Below are 15,701 nucleotides of genomic sequence, written 5' to 3' on the forward strand. Positions count from 1 at the left end.
CGGCCGTGACGCGCCGTCCCTCCCGCTGCCCTCCGCACGCGCCTCCGCCTCCACCCCCTCCACCCCCGCTGCCCCCGCTGTCCCTTCGACCTCCTCACCGTCCCCCGCCGCCGCACCACCCCCCGGACCCCGCAAGGGAACGGGCCGGCACGAGGCGGCCACCGACCGGTTTCTCGCCAAGGCGGCGCTCGTCACCATCGCCCTGTCGATCGCCGGTGCCCTGCTGGGCCTGGGACGCGACCAGGCGCTGGCGCACCTCTTCGGCGCCGGGTCGGACACGGACGCGTTCCTGGTCGCCTGGACGGTGCCGGAGTTCGCGGCCACGCTGCTGATCGAGGACGGGCTCGCCTTCGTGCTGATCCCGGCGTTCAGCGTGGCCGTGACCCGGCGCGCGAAAGGGGCCGCGGGCGATCCCGTGCGCGCGCTGGTCGCCGCCACCCTGCCCCGGCTGACGCTCGCCTTCGCGGCCGTCGGCGCGCTGCTGATCGCGGGGGCGCCGTACCTGGTCGAGGCGCTCGCGCCGGGCCTGCCCGATCCCCGGCTCGCGGTGGACTGCACCCGGCTGACCGCGACCTGCGTGTTCTCCTTCGGGCTCGCCGGATACGCCAGCGCGGCCCTGCGCGCGCACCGGCGGTTCGTGGCTCCGGCGGCGATCTACATGGCGTACAACGCCGGGATCATCACGGTGATGTTCCTCCTCGGCGCGCGCTGGGGCGTGCGGTCGGCCGCGCTCGGCGTCGCGGTCGGCGGCGCGCTCATGGTGGTGGCGCAGGCGCCGTCGCTGTGGCGGCAGCTGCGGCGCGGGCAGCCGGCGACCGGGGACCTGGACGGGGATCCGGCCCGTCCGATGGATCTGACCCTCATCGGCACGGTCCTGCTGTTCGCGCTGTGCCGGCAGTCCCAGGTCCTCGTCGAACGTTTCCTGGCCTCCTCGCTGCCCGCCGGGGCCATCTCGCATCTGAACTACGCCCAGAAGGTGGCCCAGATGCCGATGGTGCTCTCGCTGATGCTCTGTACGGTCACCTTCCCGGTGGTCGCCCAGGCCATCGCCGAGGGCGACACCGAGCGCGCCAGGGACCGGGTGGAGCGCGATCTGTCCCTCGTCGCCTGCACGGTGCTCCTCGGCACGGCCGCGGTCGTGGCGTGCGCCCCGCAGATCGTCCAACTGCTCTTCCAGCGGGGTGCGTTCACCGCCCAGGACACCGCGGCGACGGCGGCGGTCATGCGCGTGTACGCCCTCGGGCTGCTCGGCCACACCCTGGTCGGCGCGCTCGTGCGCTCGTACTTCTCCTCGACGCGGCCGACCTGGTACCCGCTGTTCGCGATGACCGCCGGGATCGTCGCGACCTGCTGGGCCGGGGCCCTGGCCGTCGGCCCCTGGGGGGTCTGCGGGATCGCCGCGGCCAACGCGGCCGGCATCACCCTCACCGCGGTGCTCCTGCTGTACGGCATGGGTCCGCGCAGCGTGCCGATCCGCACCCGCAAGGTGGTGGCCGAGATCGGCAAGCCGCTGCGGGCCGCCCTGACCGCGGCGGTGACCGGCGGTCTGTGCGCGAGCGGCGTGGATTCCCCGCTGCTCGGACTCGTCGTCGGCGGCACGGTCGTGACCGTCGTCTTCGCCCTGCTGGCCTGGGCCTTCCGGGTCGAGGGGTTCGCCTCCGCACTCCGTTCCGTCACACGAAGGGTTTCGCATGCCCGTTTCCGCTGACAGCAGCAGACGTACCGGTACGAGCTCCCTCGACGCGCCGCCCTGGGTGGCGATGTACCACTCCGTCGGGGACTGCTCCGACGACCCGTACCGCGTCACGGTCTCCCCGGACCGCCTCGGCCGGCAGCTGGCCTGGCTGCGCAGGCGCGGTCTGCGGGGGGTGTGCGTCTCCGATCTGCTCGCGGCCCGCGCCCGCGGCCAGGGGCAGGACCTGGTGGCCCTGACCTTCGACGACGGGTACGCCGATTTCGTCGAGACCGCGCTCCCGCTGCTCCGGCGCCACGCGTGCGGCGCCACCCTCTTCGTCCTGCCCGGACGGCTCGGCGGCGAGAACGCCTGGGATCCGCTGGGCCCGCGCAAGCCCCTGCTGGGCAAGCAGGGCATCCGGCTCGCCGCCGCCTCCGAGGGCATGGAGGTCGGCTCGCACGGACTGACCCACGTCGACCTCACGAAGGCCGACGACGCCGTGCTGCACGCCGAGGTCGCCGAGAGCAGAGCGGTGCTCTCGGAGTTGATCGGTGCTCCGGTCGCCGGCTTCTGCTATCCGTACGGGACCGTCGACCGCCGGGTCCTGGACGCGGTCCGCGACGCCGGATACCGCTACGGCTGCGCGATCGACCCCGGCCCGCTGACCGGCCCGTACGCCCTCCCCCGTGTGCACATCGGCGAGAACGACACCGCCGTACGCCTGTTCCTGAAGCACAGGCTGCACCGTCTGCGCCGGCGCCCGGTCGAGGCGGGCCGGTGAAGGCGCTGCACATCATCACCGGCCTCGGCGTCGGCGGTGCCGAGCAGCAACTGCGGCTGCTGCTGCGGCATCTGCCGGTGCCCTGCGACGTCGTGACGCTGACCGATCCGGGCGCGGTCGCCGAGGGGCTCGCCGCCGACGGTGTGCGCGTGATCCATCTCGGCATGTCCGGCAACCGCGACCTCACCGCGCTCCCCCGCCTGGTGAAGGTGATCCGCGCGGGCCGCTACGACCTCGTGCACACCCACCTCTACCGGGCCTGTCTGTACGGACGGCTCGCCGCCCGGCTGGCCGGGGTGCGGGCGGTCGTGGCCACCGAGCACTCGCTCGGCGACTCCCAGATGGAGGGCCGCCCGCTCGGTCCCGGGGTGCGCGCCCTGTATCTGGCCGGCGAGCGGCTCGGCCGGTCGACCGTCGCCGTCTCGCCCACGGTCGCCGAACGCCTGCGCCGCTGGGGTGTGCCGGGACCGCGCATCGAGGTCGTGCCCAACGGCGTCGACCTCGCCCGCTTCCGCTTCGACCCGGACCTGCGCGAACGCACCCGCCGCCGGCTTGGGCTCCCGCAGGACGCGTACGTCGTCGGCGGTGTCGGCCGGCTCGCGCCGGGCAAGCGGTTCGACGTCCTGATCCGCGCGCTGGCCGAACTGCCGGGCGACTGCCGGCTGCTGCTGGTCGGCGGCGGCATGGAGGAGACCGCGCTGCGGCGCGCGGCGCACGACGCCGGGGTCAGGGACCGGGTGCTCTTCGCCAGCGAGCGCCCCCCGTACGGCTCGCCCGGCGCCGATCTGCCCTCGCTGATGGGGGCCATGGACGTCCTCGCCTCGCCCAGCCCCGAGGAGGCGTTCGGACTGGCCGTCGTGGAGGCGCTGGCCGCCGGACTGCCGGTGCTGTACGTCTCCTGCCCGGCCGTCGAGGACCTGCCGCCCGGCGCGGCCTCCGGCGCCAACCGGGTCGGGGGCTGCACGGACTCCTTCGTCCGCGCGCTCACCGACGTCCGCGCGAAGGGCCCCGCCCCCCGCGCGGCCCCGGAGGCGGCCCACCACTACTGCATCACCCGCAGCGCCGCCCAGCTGATGGACGTGTACGCGGCCGCTGTCTCGCGCACCTGACTGGAGTGAGTTCCACATGTCCGAAAACCTCACCAGGGGCCACCGCCCCTCGGGCTCGGCTCTTTCCCGGGCGCGGACCCTGCCGCCGTGGGCGCTGCTCGCCGCCACGGCCGTGCTCGGCGGCGTGCTCGGCGGCGCGTACGGCGTGGTGAAGCCCCCGGCCTACACGGCCACGAGCTATGTCATCGCCGTACCGACGGACAAGGGCGACCCCTCGGCCGCGCTCGGCTTCGCCCAGGCCTACGGGCGGGTCGCCACCCAGCTCGCGGTGCTCGGGGACGCTCAGGTGTGGGCCGGTGTGCCGGTCAAGACCCTGGAGTCGAGCGTGAAGACCGCGACCTCCCCGGACGCTCCGATGGTCGCCGTCTCGGCCACCGCCGCACGGCCCGACCTGGCCGCCGACATGGCCAACGCGGTCACCCGTTCCCTGACGCAGCACGCCAACGAGAGCAAGCAGAGCACCCACGTCGAACTCCTGTCGTTCTCCCGCGCGATCAAGCCGGCCTCCGCGTCCTCGCCGTCCCCGACGGTGACGGGCCTGGTCGGCGCGAGCGCGGGCGGACTGCTCGGCGGACTCGTGCTGCTGGTCCGTCCCCGGCGGTACGCCGATCCGGCCCGCCAGGCCTCGGTGCCGAGCCCGGCCACGGCCGCCGATGTGCACGGCCAGCTGTGAGCGGGACGCTCCTTGCCGGTGCGAGGGCAGGCACCGCACGAGCCGAACTCGTCACCGACGAGCGGGAGTTCGCCGAGCTGGCGGCCCCCTGGGGACGCCTGTACCGCCGGTGCGGCGCCGCCACCGCCTTCCAGAGCCACGCCTGGCTCCACTCCTGGTGGCTGTCGTACGGGACCCCGGGACGGCTGCGTCTGATGGTCGTGCGCGAGGGCGGTGAGCTGATCGCGCTCGCGCCGCTGATGCGCGCCCGCCGCCGGCTGCCCACGCTCGTGCCGCTCGGCGGGCCGATCTCCGACTACGCGGACGTGCTCCTCGACGACGAGCACGCCGACCGCGCCGCCGCGCTGCTCGCCGAGGGACTGTCGGCCGCGGCCCGCACCGCGCTGATCGACTTCCGCGAGGTACGCCCCGGCGGCGCGGTGGAACGGGTCTACGAGCACTGGCACGGGCCGCGCCGCCAGGTCGGGGACTCCCTGTGCCTGGAGCTGCCGGCCACCTCGATGGACGAACTGCTCGGCCGCCTCCCCTCGTCCAAGGCCCAGCGCGTCCGGGCCAAGCTGCGCAAACTCACCGCGCTCGGGGTCGAACAGCGGGTGGTGGGCCACGACGAGGTGGACGCGGCCCTCGGCCGGCTGCTCGAACTGCACCGGCTCCAGTGGGAGGGCCGCAAGGTCACGTCCGAGCACCTCCACGAGCGGTTCTCGGAGCATCTGGTCCGCTCGGTGGGCCCGATGGTGCGGTCGGGGGACGCGGTGGTCACCGAGTTCCGGCTCGACGGCTCCGTGATGGCCGTGGACCTCACCCTGCTGTCGCGGCGCCTGGCGGGCGGCTATCTGTACGGAGCCCATCCGCAGCTGCGCGAACGCAAGGCGGACGTGGCCGTGATACTGCTCGACGCCTGCTCCCGGCACACCGAGGGCGGCGGCCGCGGGACGCTGAGCCTGCTGCGCGGCGACGAACCGTACAAGCACCACTGGCGCCCCGACCCGGTCGTCAACCAGCGGCTGCTCCTCGCCCGCCGGCGTACGGCGCCGCTGATGTCGGCGGTCGTGTGCGACGTCGCCGCGCGCCGGCGGGGCAAGGAGCTGCTGCGGAGCTGGAAGGAACGCGGTGGCGGCAGGCCGTGACCGGCCCGCCGCCACCGGGGGGTCACCAGCCGCTCGACCACCAGTCGCCCGACCACCAGTCGTGCGACGGCCAGTCGAGACGCACGCACACCTTCCCGCCGAGCCAGTACTCCACCCAGTCACCGAGCTCCAGCGAGGAACAGGTGGCCGGGTCCGGGGTCACGTGCGGTGCGGGCTTGGCCACCGGAGTGGGGGTCGGGGTCGGGGTCGGCGTGGAAGCCGGCTTGGGCACCGGGGTCTTGGCCGGGGTGGGAACCGGCTTCGGGACCGGCTTGGGGACCGGCTTGGGGACCGGCTTGTGGGTCGGGGTCTCCACCGGCTTCGGTGTCGGGGTCGGCGTGGAGACGGGCTCGGACACCGGGGTCTTGACCGGGGTCTTGGCCGGCGTCGGAACCGGCTTCGGCACCGGCTTGTGGGTCGGGGTCTCGACCGGCTTCGGGACCGGCTTCGGGACCGGCTTGGGTGTCGGGGTCGGCGTGGAGACCGGCTCGGACACCGGGGACTTGACCGGGGTCTTGGCCGGCGTCGGAACCGGCTTCGGCGTCGAGGCCGGTTCGGACGTCGGGGTCGGGACGGCGGGCGTCGGGGTCGGGACCGCCGGTGTCGGGGTCGGGGTCGAGGCCGGTTCGGACGTCGGGGTCGGTACCGGACCGGTGGGCGACGGATCGGCGAGGTGGGACAGCACGGCCCGGTAGGCCTTGGCCGCCATCGGGTTGTCCCGGCACTGCCACACACCGTGCGGGCAGTAGTCGGTGAGCGTGTTGTACAGCGCCTTGTGCTCGTCCATCCACGCGAGCATGTCCTTCACGTACGTCGCGTTGTCGCCGTTGCGGTAGAGGCCCCACTCGGGATAGGAGATCGACTTGCCGTGGGCCTTGGCGAAGTCCACCTGCTCCTGGAGCCCGTACGGCTCCTTCACCTGCTCGTCGAACGAGAGTCCCGACGGCTGGTCGTACGCGTCCATGCCGATGATGTCGACGGTGCCGTCCCCCGGGTAGCACTCGGTCCAGGGAATGGCGTCCCGGCCGCGGTTCGGGGCGAAGTCGAACCGGAACCGCTGGCCCGGCACCGACCGCATGGCGGTGACGATCCTGTTCCAGTACGTCTTCCAGGCCTCCGGGTCGGGACCGCAGCGATGGGTGTACGTGACGCCGTTCATCTCCCACCCGAGCACGATGACGGTGTCGGGCACCTTCAGCTCGACGAGCCGCTCGGCGAGCGCGCGGAAATGGTGGTCGAAGGCGCCGGTCCCGGCCTCGCGCAGCAGTTCGCGGACCTGCCCGTCGGAGAAGCCCTCCTCGTTGCGTTCCATCATCGGGACGTTGAGGACGAGCATCCGGTCGGCCTGGCGGCGGCGCCAGTCCGCCCAGGCGTCCAGGAATCCGGGGGCGCCCTCGATGTTGCTCCAGCGGTCACCCGGCAGATACGTGTGTCCGACCCGCAGTTCGGCGCCGCCCAGCCACTGGCTGAGCCCCTCGATACGGGCGATGCCCTCGGGACCGTAGTCGAGGTAGGCGCCGAAGGCCGGGCGCTCGGGGCGGCCCGGCCCGGCGGGACGAGCGGGCTTCGTGCCACCCGCGACGGGCCTCGCGGAAGCGGCGGCGACCGGAGCCGACGACCCGGCGGACCCACGCCCCGGCACGGCGGACGGCCTCGTGCTCGTGGCCCGGGCACCCGTGGCGGCGGAGGAGTTCGCGGACGGTTGCGCCAAGGAGGCGGGGGTCGGAACCGGCGGATCGCCCGTCCCCACCGCCCCGGCGCCCACGGCGTATGCCGGACCGGACGCGAGGGCGACCGACGCGACGATGCCGGCCGCGATGAACGCCGGCCTTCCACTCCGGGGCCGCTGCTGCTGTGGGGCCATGCCTGCTCCTCTCCCTGCTTGGTCCTCGGATTCACCCTCCGATTACTGACACTCAGTCATATGAATTCCGATTCAGCCAACCGGGGTTCCGCCCTCGCGATCTGATGATCACTCGCAGGGGTGACTCGCCCGGTCACGGAGCCCGCCCCGCCTCCGAAGGAGAAGCCCGTGCACCGACTCGACGACCGGGTCCCCGCCGTGCTGCTGCGCGTCGACCGCAACCCTTTTCACCACGGAACGCTGGGAGCGGTGCGCTCGCTCGGCAGAGCCGGTGTGGAGGTGCACCTGGTCGCCGACTCCGAGGGAAGTCCCGTCGGCAGATCGCGCTTTGTCAGCCAGACCCACCCTCCGCCGCCGCCCGGTGCGTCCGCCGCGGACATCGCCGCGGTGTTGCGCCAAGTGGCCGCCCGGGTTTCCCGGCCCGCCGTACTGGTCCCGTTGGATGACGTGAGCGCCCTCGCGGTGAACGCCCCGGGCGGGGAGCCCTGCGCCGGGTTCCTGCTGCCGCGTCAGCCCCGCGGTCTCGCCGAACGCGTCGCCGACAAGGCCGAACTGGCCTCCGTCTGCGAGCGCGTGGGCGTTCCCCACCCGGTGACCCTGATGCCGCAGAGCCCCGCGCAGGCGGCCGCCGCGGCCTGGCAGCTGGGGCTGCCGCTGGTGGCCAAGTGGAGCAGGCCCTGGCTGATCCCGGCCGGGAGGGGCCTGCGCAGCACGGTGGTGGTCCGGTCCGCGCGCGAGGCCGAGGCCCTGTATCTGCGCACCCCGGAGGCGGGCAGCCCACTGCTGCTCCAGACGTATCTCCCGCCGGGGCCGGACCGCGACTGGTTCTTCCACGGATACGTCGACGGGGCCGGTGCGACGCACGGCGGCGGCGCGGGCCGCAAGCACGGCGCCTGGCCGCGCGGGGCGGGCCTCACGACGGTCGGCCGCTGGACGCCCGACGCCCGGCTCGAGGCCCTCGTGGGACGACTCACCCACGCCCTCGGCTACCGCGGCATCCTCGACCTCGACTTCCGCAGGGACGACACGACGGGCCGCTACCACCTGCTCGACTTCAACCCCCGCCCCGGCGCGCAGTTCCGGCTGTTCGAGGACGCGGCGGGCCTGGACGTCGTACGCGCCCTGCACCTGGATCTGACGAATCGTCCGCTGCCCGCCCCGGCACCTCTGCCGGACCGCGTGTTCGTGGTGGAGAACTACGCGCCGCTGCGGGCCCTGCGCCATCGCGGCCCCGATCGCGAGCTGGCCTGGCACGCACCGGACGACCGCGCACCCGGGCGGGCGCTGTGGGGCCTGTGGGCCCGCCACGTGTCCCTGCGCCTGGCCCAGCTCGCCGGCCGCGTGCTGCGCGTACGGGCCCTCACGCGGAGGGCGACCGCGATAGCCGCCGACGCTTCCGTGACGACGGCCGCCTACACGGCGGCGGCCGATGCGGGGGCGACCGGTGCGGGGGCGACCGGTGCGAGGGCTGCCGGTGCGAGGGCGACCGGGGCGAGAGCGGCCGGGGCAGGTGCGGGGACGGCTGGAGCGGTGACGGGCCCGGCGGGAGGCGCGGGTGCCGGGAGCAGGGACCCGGCCCTCGTACGGCCGCGCTCCTGGCCCGGCGCCGACCGCCTCCGCGCGCGTCTCCGCGCCGGCCGGACGTCCGACCCGGCAACCGCCCCGCCGTCCTCCCTCGCGCCCTCCCCGGTGTCCGTCCGCCCGACCGCCCCGCCTGCGTGCTTTCCGGCCCGCGGCGCCACCGACGACGAGAGAGCGAGCAGCCGCTGATGTACGACCTCCTGGTGGTGGGGGCCGGACCCTACGGCCTGTCCATCGCGTCCCACGCCGCGGCCGCCGGGCTCGACCTGCGCGTCCTCGGCCGCCCGATGGCCTCCTGGCGCGACCACATGCCCCGGGGCATGTTCCTGAAGTCGGAGCCGTGGGCGTCCAGCCTCTCCGACCCCGAGGGCCGCCGACGACTGGAGACGTACTGCGCGGGCCGGGGTGTGCCGGCCCGGCACGGCGAACCGGTTCCGGTCGAGGTGTTCGCCTCGTACGGCCTGTGGTTCGCCCGCCACTGCGTGCCCGGCGTCGACGAGCGCATGGTCGTCCGCGTCCGGGCCCGCCCCGGGGGCTTCGAGACCCTGACCGGCGACGGTGAGGTGCTGCGCGCCCGCACGGTCGCCCTGGCCGTCGGGGTGATGCCCTTCGTCGAGCTGCCGTCGGCGCTGAGCGGCCTGGGGCCCGAACTGGTGTCGCACAGCAGCCACCACGGCGACCTCTCCCGCTTCCGGGGCCGGGACGTCACCGTGATCGGCGGGGGCCAGGCCGCCCTGGAGACGGCGGCGCTGCTCGCCGAACAGGGCACACGGACCCGGGTCCTGGCCCGCGCCCCCGAGCTGGCCTGGAACGATGTGCCGCCCGCCTGGGAGCGGCCGCGGTGGCGGTCCGCCCGCGCTCCGCACAGCGGTCTGGGCTGTGGCTGGCGCAACTGGTTCTACGCCGAGCGTCCCGGGCTCTTCCGCCGGCTCCCGGAACCCACTCGGGTCCGGATCACGGCCGACGCGCTGGGCCCGGCGGGCGCCTGGTGGGTACGTGACCGCGTGGAGGGGCCGGTCGAACTGATGCTGGGTCACGAGGTCACGTCGGCCCGCGCCTCGGCCGCCGGGGTACGGCTCGACACGGTGGGCCGGGACGGCACGACGGCCCGCCTGGAGACCGGCCATGTCATCGCGGCCACGGGGTTCAGGGCCCGGCGCGAACGGCTCGGGCTGCTGGACGACGAGCTGCGCGCGGGTCTCGCGGCCCTGCCGGACGGTTCCCCCGCGGTCGGGCGGGACTTCGAGTCGTCGGTGCCGGGGCTCTTCATGGCGGGCCTGGTCACCGCCTCCGCCTTCGGCCCGGCCATGCGCTTCGTACAGGGGGCCGGCTTCACGGCCGAGACGCTGGTGCGCGGTGTACGACGGCGGCTGAGCGCGGGCCCGGGCGGCGGCCGGATCCCCGCGCCCGGCAGGGCCCTTCGGCAGGGATCCGCCCCGGGGCTCGGCGCGGAACGCTGACCCTGGCCTCGGCCCGGGTGGTGATCCAAGGCTCGGCCCGGGTGGTGACCCGGGGCTCGGCGCGGGACGCTGACCCGGGCGGCGCCCGCCCCGGCGTGCCGACGCCGGGCGGGTGCGCGGACCGGCTCCGGGTGCCGGACCGGCTCCGGGTGCCGGACGCGAGGACGCGAGCGGCACCCGGAGCGGGGCGTCACGGGCGGGAAGCGGCCCGGCTCCGCCGGTACAGCAGGGTGCCGCCCGCCAGCAGGGCGGCACTGATCGCGGCGTTGGCGATCAGTCCCTCGCTGCCGGTCTCCGCCAGCGTGGGCGGGGTGTGCGCCGTGGGCGGCGCGGGCGGCTGCTCGTGGACCTGCACGGGCGGGGTGTGCACGACGGGCGTGTGCGGCGTGCGCGTCTTCGGCGGCTGCGGAACCGTCCGCGGTGGCGTGTGCGGAGGCGTCACCGGCGGGGTGCAGTGGTGCGGGGTCCTCACGTGGCCGTCCGGCCCGTGGTGGTGGGCGCACGAGTTGCCGAACACGGGGTTCAGCAGGCCCACCACGTCCGCGGAGTTGCCGCACAGCTCGACGGGGACGTCGATCGGAGCCCCGGCCTGGTCGCCGGAGAGGACACCGGGCGAGCCGTGCGCCTCGCCGTGGGACGAGGAGCCGCTCCAGCCGCCGTGGTGGTCGGCGCCGCCGTGGCCCGGGCCCGCCTGCCCGGGGTGCCCGTGACGGGAGTCGCCGTAGCCGGAGTCGCCGTAGCCGCCGTGACCCGAGTCGCCGTAACCCGAGTGACCGTGACCCGAGTCGCCGTAGCCACCGTGCTCACCGCCGTAGCCACCGGCCGGGTGCCCGCCGTGCCGGCCGTGCTCGTCGCCGTAGCCACCTGCCGGGTGGCCGCCGTGCCTGCCGTGCTCGTCGCCGTAGCCGCCGGTGGGGTGACCGCCGTAACCGGCATGCTCGCCGCCGGGGTGACCCCCGTATCCACCGTGCTCGGCGCTGTGGTCACCGGGGTGGCCACCGTGACCGGTGCCGCGTCCCGGGTGGTGCGCGGAGCCGGTGTCGTGCTGGGCGGGGTGGTGCGGCGCCGTGTGCCTGCCCTGCGAAACCGGGCCGTTGGCACAGGAGTTGCCGAAGGCCGGGTTGAGGGCGGCGATGACGTCGACCGTGTTGCCGCAGACGTTCAGCGGCACGTTCACCGGAACCTGGACGTTGTTTCCCGACGCCACGCCGGGTGAGTCCGAAGCGGTCGCGGTCGAGTTGGAGTCCGCGAAGGCCGGACTGGCGTACAGGGACATGATGCCCGTCGCAGCCGCGGCCAGGACCACTCCCCTACTCAGGTTCTGTCGCACTCTTGTTGTCTTCCTGCTGGGAGAAGTGAGGAAGCCGGCCCTGGGGTCCGCGAGGCGGTCCAAGGCCGGCCGTGGCACAGCCGGAGGCGGCTGAAGTGCCGGAACGTCAGTGGTTGGCGCAGCCGTTGCCGATCGCCGGGTTCAGCAGGGCGAGCACGTTGACCGAGTTGCCGCACACGTTGACGGGGATGTGGATCGGAACCTGGATCACGTTCCCCGAGAGGACACCGGGGGAGTTGGCGGCGAAGCCGCCGGCACCCGAGTCCGCGAAGGCCGGGGCGGCCATGCCGAGTGCCATGATGGCGCCGACGACGACGGAAGCGCTCTTCTTGAGCTTCACGTGCTTTCCCTTCTCTGCGGTCATGCCCCTTTGTCGGCCGAAACCGAGCGAGCGCTACTTGGGCGGCTCGCATCATGACCTGCCGGGCTGTGAACGAGCCACGGACCGCCGAAGAAACTGCGGAACCCGCACTCGTCGGGAATTCACCCGAATCGCCCCGCCCGAAATCGACACGGGAGCTTCACAACAGGAGAAACGCTCCCCCCGAAGAAGAAGCGTTTCGCCCGGCACGAGAATGTCAACACGGCTGTGTCAACACGGCGGAGATGGAATTCATATATATGACGAGCACCCGCACAGGGACCCGGGCCGCACGTCCGAACACGGCGTGCGGCCCGGGCCCCGGGACGAAGGTCAGCCGCCGACGGCGCCGTTGCCTGAGAGGACCGGGATGTTGTCCACGACGTGCGAGAGCGGCTCGTCGCCCTTGGCCTGCGTGGAGTTCTCGGCGCACTGCTGGTTCTGCGGAGCGGACAGGACCGGGACGTCCTGGGCGCCGACCTGCGCCAGCAGGCCGAGCACGTTCTGGGCGTTGACCTTGGCCGGCAGACCGACGCAGAGCTTGTTCAGGGAACCCTGGGCGAGCGAGAGCTGGGGGCTCATGTCGCCCTTGGTCAGGGCGTTGCCGTACGACTGCTCGGCGCCGTTGCCGTTCACCGTGGTGAGGCCGTTGTCGTTGCCGATGGCCAGCGCCTGCGGGGCGAGCGCCGCCGAGGCACCGACGACGGATGCCGCGACCGCTGCCACTGCCATTGCCTTCTTGAACATTTCTCCGGGTTCCTTTTCTGCGGGTGATGCGTATTCCTGCCGTCACCTCAACCGCGACCGGCGGGATTGGTTGCACGTCGTCACCCGAACGGATCGCGGAACCCTCCAGAATTCACCTACCTATGGCCTGAGGATTTACCCGCCACGCCGCCCACATGGGCCATTGGGGTGAATCGCAGCAACCATGCGACCCGGGGTCAGTTGTCCAGGTCGCTCCGGTGGACGGGGTTACTCCAGAAGGGATCAGCTAGTGATCAAGAAGGTTATGGCCGCTGCGGCTCTCGCCGCTTCCGTCGTCGGAGCCTCGGCTGCGGCCGCGCCCCAGGCGCTGGCCATCGGCAACGACGGGGGTCTCACCACCGCGAACGGGAACGCCGCCTCGCAGATCTACGGCAACCAGGCCACGTACGGCAACATGAGCCCGCAGATGGCCCTGATCCAGGGCTCGCTGAACAAGCCCTGCATCGGCCTGCCGGCCAAGCTCAACGCCCAGAACGTGCTGGGCGCCGCGCAGATCGGTCTTCAGGACGTGCCGATCCTGTCCGCGCCGCAGAACCAGCAGTGCACCGAGAACTCCACCCAGGCCAAGGGCGACGAGCCGCTCTCGCACATCCTGGACAACATCCCGGTCCTCTCGGGCAACGGCGCCACCCGCAGCTGATCACCTCCGCCGGGCGCGGCGGACCACCGGCTCGTCCGGCGGTCCGCCGCCGCTGCCACCTCCTCGACGGCGGCGGTGGCGAGCGCCGGCCCGGGCAGCTCCCGGGCCATTCGGGGGACACCCCGCAACCACACCTTCCGCAGCACTGTTGATCATGGCGCGACTCCACTCGGAGTCCGCTCTTCGAAAGGGCAATACCAAAATGAAGAAGCTCTGGGCGACCGCCGCCATCGCCGCTTCCCTCGTCGGCGCCGCTGCCGCCGCCGCGCCCCAGGCGCTGGCCATCGGCAACGACGACGGTGTCACCACCGTCAACGGCAACGGAGCCGTCCAGAAGTACGGCAACCAGGCCACGTTCGGTGACATGAGCCCCCAGCTCTCGCTGGTCCAGGGCTCGCTGAACAAGCCCTGTGTCGGTCTGCCGGCCAAGCTCAACCTCCAGAACGTGGCGGGCCTGGCGCAGATCGGTCTTCAGGACGTGCCGATCCTGTCCGCGCCGCAGAACCAGCAGTGCACCGAGAACTCCACCCAGGCCAAGGGCGACGAGCCGCTCTCGCACATCCTGGACAACATCCCGGTCCTCTCGGGCAACGGCGCCACCCGCAGCTGATCACCTCCCCCCGCACGGGAAAGCGGGCCGCTCCTCGGAGCGGCCCGCTTTTCCGTGCCTCCCGCTGGAGTTCAGCGGACCGCGCAGTCCCCGGTGCAGATGTCCAGGTCGCGGGCCTGTCCGATCGCGGTGGCGAGCGCCGAGACGTCCTTGTCCTCGGTCACGTTCGCCAAGGAGCGTGCCCGTGAGGCGAGTTCGCCGAGGGTCGGGACGCCGGGCAGCGGACGGCGGCGGGAGTCGCCGGAGCGCAGGGCGTCGGCGAAGTAGGCGGCCACGGCGGTGACCTGGAAGGAGTTCGGCGAACTCCAGACGCCGTCGCGCAGGTCGCCGGTCTCCAGGCTGCCGGTCTCCTCGTGCGGGGCGCGGGAGTCGGGGTCGAGCCAGCGGACGGTCGCGGTGGCCAGGTGCCCGGAGGCGCCGGGGCGGGTGCGGACGGCGTACAGGGCGGTGACCGTGTGTCCGGGGCCGACCTCGCCGCCGTCCACCTTGTCGTCGCGGAAGTCCTGGTCGGCGACCCTCCGGTCGTCGTAGCCGATGAGCCGGAACTCTTCGACCGTCCCGGGGTCGAAGGCGACCTGCGCCTTGGCGTCGCGCGCGGTGAGGTCGATGTTCTGCGGGAGCTGGTCGCAGAAGACGGTGAAGGCCTCGTCGCGGTCCGAGACGTAGGTCGTGTGGCCGTCGCCCTTGTCTGCGAGGCGTTCCATGAGGGCGTCGCCGTAGTCGCTGCCGACTCCGACGCCGAAGAGGGTGATGCCGTGCTCGCGGCGGGCGGAGGAGATCCGTTCCAGAATGGTGTCGGCGTCCGTGTCGCCGGTGTTGGCGAGGCCGTCGGAGATGAGGACGACGCGGTTGGTGGCTCCCTCGCGCAGCCCGTGGACGGCGGTCGCGTACCCGGTCCGCACGCCCGCGCCGAGGTTGGTCGAGTCGGTCGGCTCCAGGCCGTCGATCGCCCGGTGGACGCGGGCGCGGTGGCCGCCGAGGCGGGTCATCGGCAGGACGGTCTCGGCCTCGTCGCTGAAGGTGACCAGGGCGACGGAGTCGTCGTCGCGCAGCCGGTCGGTCATGACGTCGAGGGACTCCCGGGCCAGGTCGAGGCGGCCCGGCTCCGCCATGGAGCCCGAGATGTCGATGACGAAAGTGAGGGCGGCGGGCGGGCGTTCGCGCTCGCTGTCGGCCGGGCGGGTGGCGAGCCCGACCCGGACGAGGGACCAGCGTCCGTCGTCCGTGCGGGCTCCGTCGACGGACACCGAGAAGCCGTTGCCGTCGGGCCGCTGGTAGTCCTGGCGGAAGCCGTTGACGAATTCCTCGGGGCGGATCGTCGCGGGGTCGGGGACCCTGCCCTCCGCGAGGGTGCGCCGGGCGTAGCCGTACGACGCGGTGTCGACGTCGAGGGCGAAGGTGGAGAGGTTCCCGGACGACGGCGTGGCTTCGGGGGCGCCCGACGGATCGGCCCGGTCCGCGCCGCCCGTCGGCCGGGCGGGGGCCGGCAGCGGAAGGTTGCGGCCGCCGGACTTGTCGCCGTCCGAGGAGTTGCTGCCGCCTCCCGCGCCGCATCCGGTGAGCAGCAGTGCGCCCGCGACCGGGAGGGCGAGCAGCGCGGCGGCGGCCCTCCGGCGGGCGGCCGTCCGCGCGCCGCCGCGTGGGCGGTCCCCGCCGACCGCCTTCCGTATGTGCTTGATCCCCATGTGTACCCCCTCGGCGTACGGCCCTTGTGTGGGCCGA

13 protein-coding genes and 1 pseudogene are annotated in these 15,701 nt (G+C 73.6%); 9 read left to right on the forward strand and 5 right to left on the reverse strand.

Translation table 11 applies throughout. From position 1 onward, the window contains the following. Positions 1 to 25 precede the first annotated feature (25 nt). The 5 genes from WJM95_RS11110 to WJM95_RS11130 are packed head-to-tail and all read left to right on the forward strand — an operon-like array spanning position 26 to position 5,365. Positions 26 to 1,708: a lipid II flippase MurJ gene (locus WJM95_RS11110; protein WP_339135479.1), complete on the forward strand. Its 1,683-nt coding sequence runs from the start codon at positions 26 to 28 to the stop codon at positions 1,706 to 1,708. Further along, positions 1,692 to 2,456, forward strand: a complete 765-nt coding sequence (locus WJM95_RS11115) for a polysaccharide deacetylase family protein (protein WP_339129427.1) — start codon at positions 1,692 to 1,694, stop codon at positions 2,454 to 2,456. Before WJM95_RS11110 ends, WJM95_RS11115 begins: the two co-directional genes overlap by 17 nt. Continuing rightward, complete coding sequence (locus WJM95_RS11120; RefSeq protein WP_339129428.1) at positions 2,453 to 3,565, forward strand: glycosyltransferase; 1,113 nt, start codon at positions 2,453 to 2,455, stop codon at positions 3,563 to 3,565. The genes WJM95_RS11115 and WJM95_RS11120 overlap by 4 nt, the downstream gene beginning before the upstream one ends. A gap of 16 nt (positions 3,566 to 3,581) precedes the next feature. After that, positions 3,582 to 4,238 (forward strand): lipopolysaccharide biosynthesis protein, encoded by a 657-nt coding sequence (locus WJM95_RS11125; protein ID WP_339129429.1) that lies wholly within the window; start codon positions 3,582 to 3,584, stop codon positions 4,236 to 4,238. Next, a complete protein-coding gene (locus tag WJM95_RS11130; RefSeq protein ID WP_339129430.1) occupies positions 4,235 to 5,365 on the forward strand; it encodes a GNAT family N-acetyltransferase in 1,131 nt (376 codons plus the stop codon). The genes WJM95_RS11125 and WJM95_RS11130 overlap by 4 nt, the downstream gene beginning before the upstream one ends. A gap of 22 nt (positions 5,366 to 5,387) precedes the next feature. On the opposite strand, the gene WJM95_RS11135 is transcribed toward WJM95_RS11130, so the two are convergent. Further along, on the reverse strand, positions 5,388 to 7,229 hold the full coding sequence (locus WJM95_RS11135; RefSeq protein ID WP_339129431.1) for a glycosyl hydrolase: 1,842 nt from the start codon (positions 7,227 to 7,229) through the stop codon (positions 5,388 to 5,390). Positions 7,230 to 7,397: 168 nt separating this feature from the next. On the opposite strand from WJM95_RS11135, the pseudogene WJM95_RS11140 reads away from it, so the two are divergent. Together WJM95_RS11140 and WJM95_RS11145 are read left to right on the forward strand one after the other, a co-directional pair. Continuing rightward, positions 7,398 to 8,558 (forward strand): annotated as a pseudogene (locus WJM95_RS11140) (ATP-grasp domain-containing protein); the annotation flags it as partial. Between the two features lie 440 nt (positions 8,559 to 8,998). After that, positions 8,999 to 10,270: an FAD-dependent oxidoreductase gene (locus tag WJM95_RS11145; RefSeq protein ID WP_339129432.1), complete on the forward strand. Its 1,272-nt coding sequence runs from the start codon at positions 8,999 to 9,001 to the stop codon at positions 10,268 to 10,270. Positions 10,271 to 10,460: 190 nt separating this feature from the next. On the opposite strand, the gene WJM95_RS11150 is transcribed toward WJM95_RS11145, so the two are convergent. The 3 genes from WJM95_RS11150 to WJM95_RS11160 form a co-directional block, all read right to left on the reverse strand. Continuing rightward, entirely contained in the window at positions 10,461 to 11,600 is a 1,140-nt protein-coding gene (locus tag WJM95_RS11150; RefSeq protein WP_339129433.1) for a chaplin, read from the reverse strand. Positions 11,601 to 11,706: 106 nt separating this feature from the next. Beyond that, entirely contained in the window at positions 11,707 to 11,964 is a 258-nt protein-coding gene (locus WJM95_RS11155; protein WP_339129434.1) for a chaplin, read from the reverse strand. A 330-nt stretch (positions 11,965 to 12,294) separates the two neighbouring features. After that, positions 12,295 to 12,708 (reverse strand): rodlin, encoded by a 414-nt coding sequence (locus tag WJM95_RS11160; protein ID WP_339129435.1) that lies wholly within the window; start codon positions 12,706 to 12,708, stop codon positions 12,295 to 12,297. A 250-nt stretch (positions 12,709 to 12,958) separates the two neighbouring features. Here WJM95_RS11160 and WJM95_RS11165 point away from each other — a divergent pair, with 250 nt between their 5' ends. Next, on the forward strand, positions 12,959 to 13,369 hold the full coding sequence (locus tag WJM95_RS11165; protein WP_339129436.1) for a rodlin: 411 nt from the start codon (positions 12,959 to 12,961) through the stop codon (positions 13,367 to 13,369). A 202-nt stretch (positions 13,370 to 13,571) separates the two neighbouring features. Further along, complete coding sequence (locus tag WJM95_RS11170) at positions 13,572 to 13,979, forward strand: rodlin (RefSeq protein WP_339129437.1); 408 nt, start codon at positions 13,572 to 13,574, stop codon at positions 13,977 to 13,979. A 71-nt stretch (positions 13,980 to 14,050) separates the two neighbouring features. Here WJM95_RS11170 and WJM95_RS11175 read toward each other — a convergent pair whose 3' ends face one another. Next, complete coding sequence (locus tag WJM95_RS11175) at positions 14,051 to 15,664, reverse strand: von Willebrand factor type A domain-containing protein (protein ID WP_339129438.1); 1,614 nt, start codon at positions 15,662 to 15,664, stop codon at positions 14,051 to 14,053. Positions 15,665 to 15,701: the final 37 nt, after the last annotated feature.

Source organism: Streptomyces sp. f51 (genome assembly GCF_037940415.1).
Taxonomy (GTDB): Bacteria; Actinomycetota; Actinomycetes; order Streptomycetales; family Streptomycetaceae; genus Streptomyces.

What these genes read in the sequence shown, in the direction of transcription:
- WJM95_RS11115 (WP_339129427.1), top strand. Translation starts at nt 1,692, where the DNA reads ATGCCCGTTTCCGCTGACAGCAGCAGACGTACCGGTACGAGCTCCCTC.
- WJM95_RS11125 (WP_339129429.1), top strand. Translation starts at nt 3,582, where the DNA reads ATGTCCGAAAACCTCACCAGGGGCCACCGCCCCTCGGGCTCGGCTCTT.
- WJM95_RS11135 (WP_339129431.1), bottom strand. Translation starts at nt 7,229, where the DNA reads ATGGCCCCACAGCAGCAGCGGCCCCGGAGTGGAAGGCCGGCGTTCATC.
- WJM95_RS11145 (WP_339129432.1), top strand. Translation starts at nt 8,999, where the DNA reads ATGTACGACCTCCTGGTGGTGGGGGCCGGACCCTACGGCCTGTCCATC.
- WJM95_RS11155 (WP_339129434.1), bottom strand. Translation starts at nt 11,964, where the DNA reads ATGACCGCAGAGAAGGGAAAGCACGTGAAGCTCAAGAAGAGCGCTTCC.
- WJM95_RS11160 (WP_339129435.1), bottom strand. Translation starts at nt 12,708, where the DNA reads ATGTTCAAGAAGGCAATGGCAGTGGCAGCGGTCGCGGCATCCGTCGTC.
- WJM95_RS11170 (WP_339129437.1), top strand. Translation starts at nt 13,572, where the DNA reads ATGAAGAAGCTCTGGGCGACCGCCGCCATCGCCGCTTCCCTCGTCGGC.
- WJM95_RS11175 (WP_339129438.1), bottom strand. Translation starts at nt 15,664, where the DNA reads ATGGGGATCAAGCACATACGGAAGGCGGTCGGCGGGGACCGCCCACGC.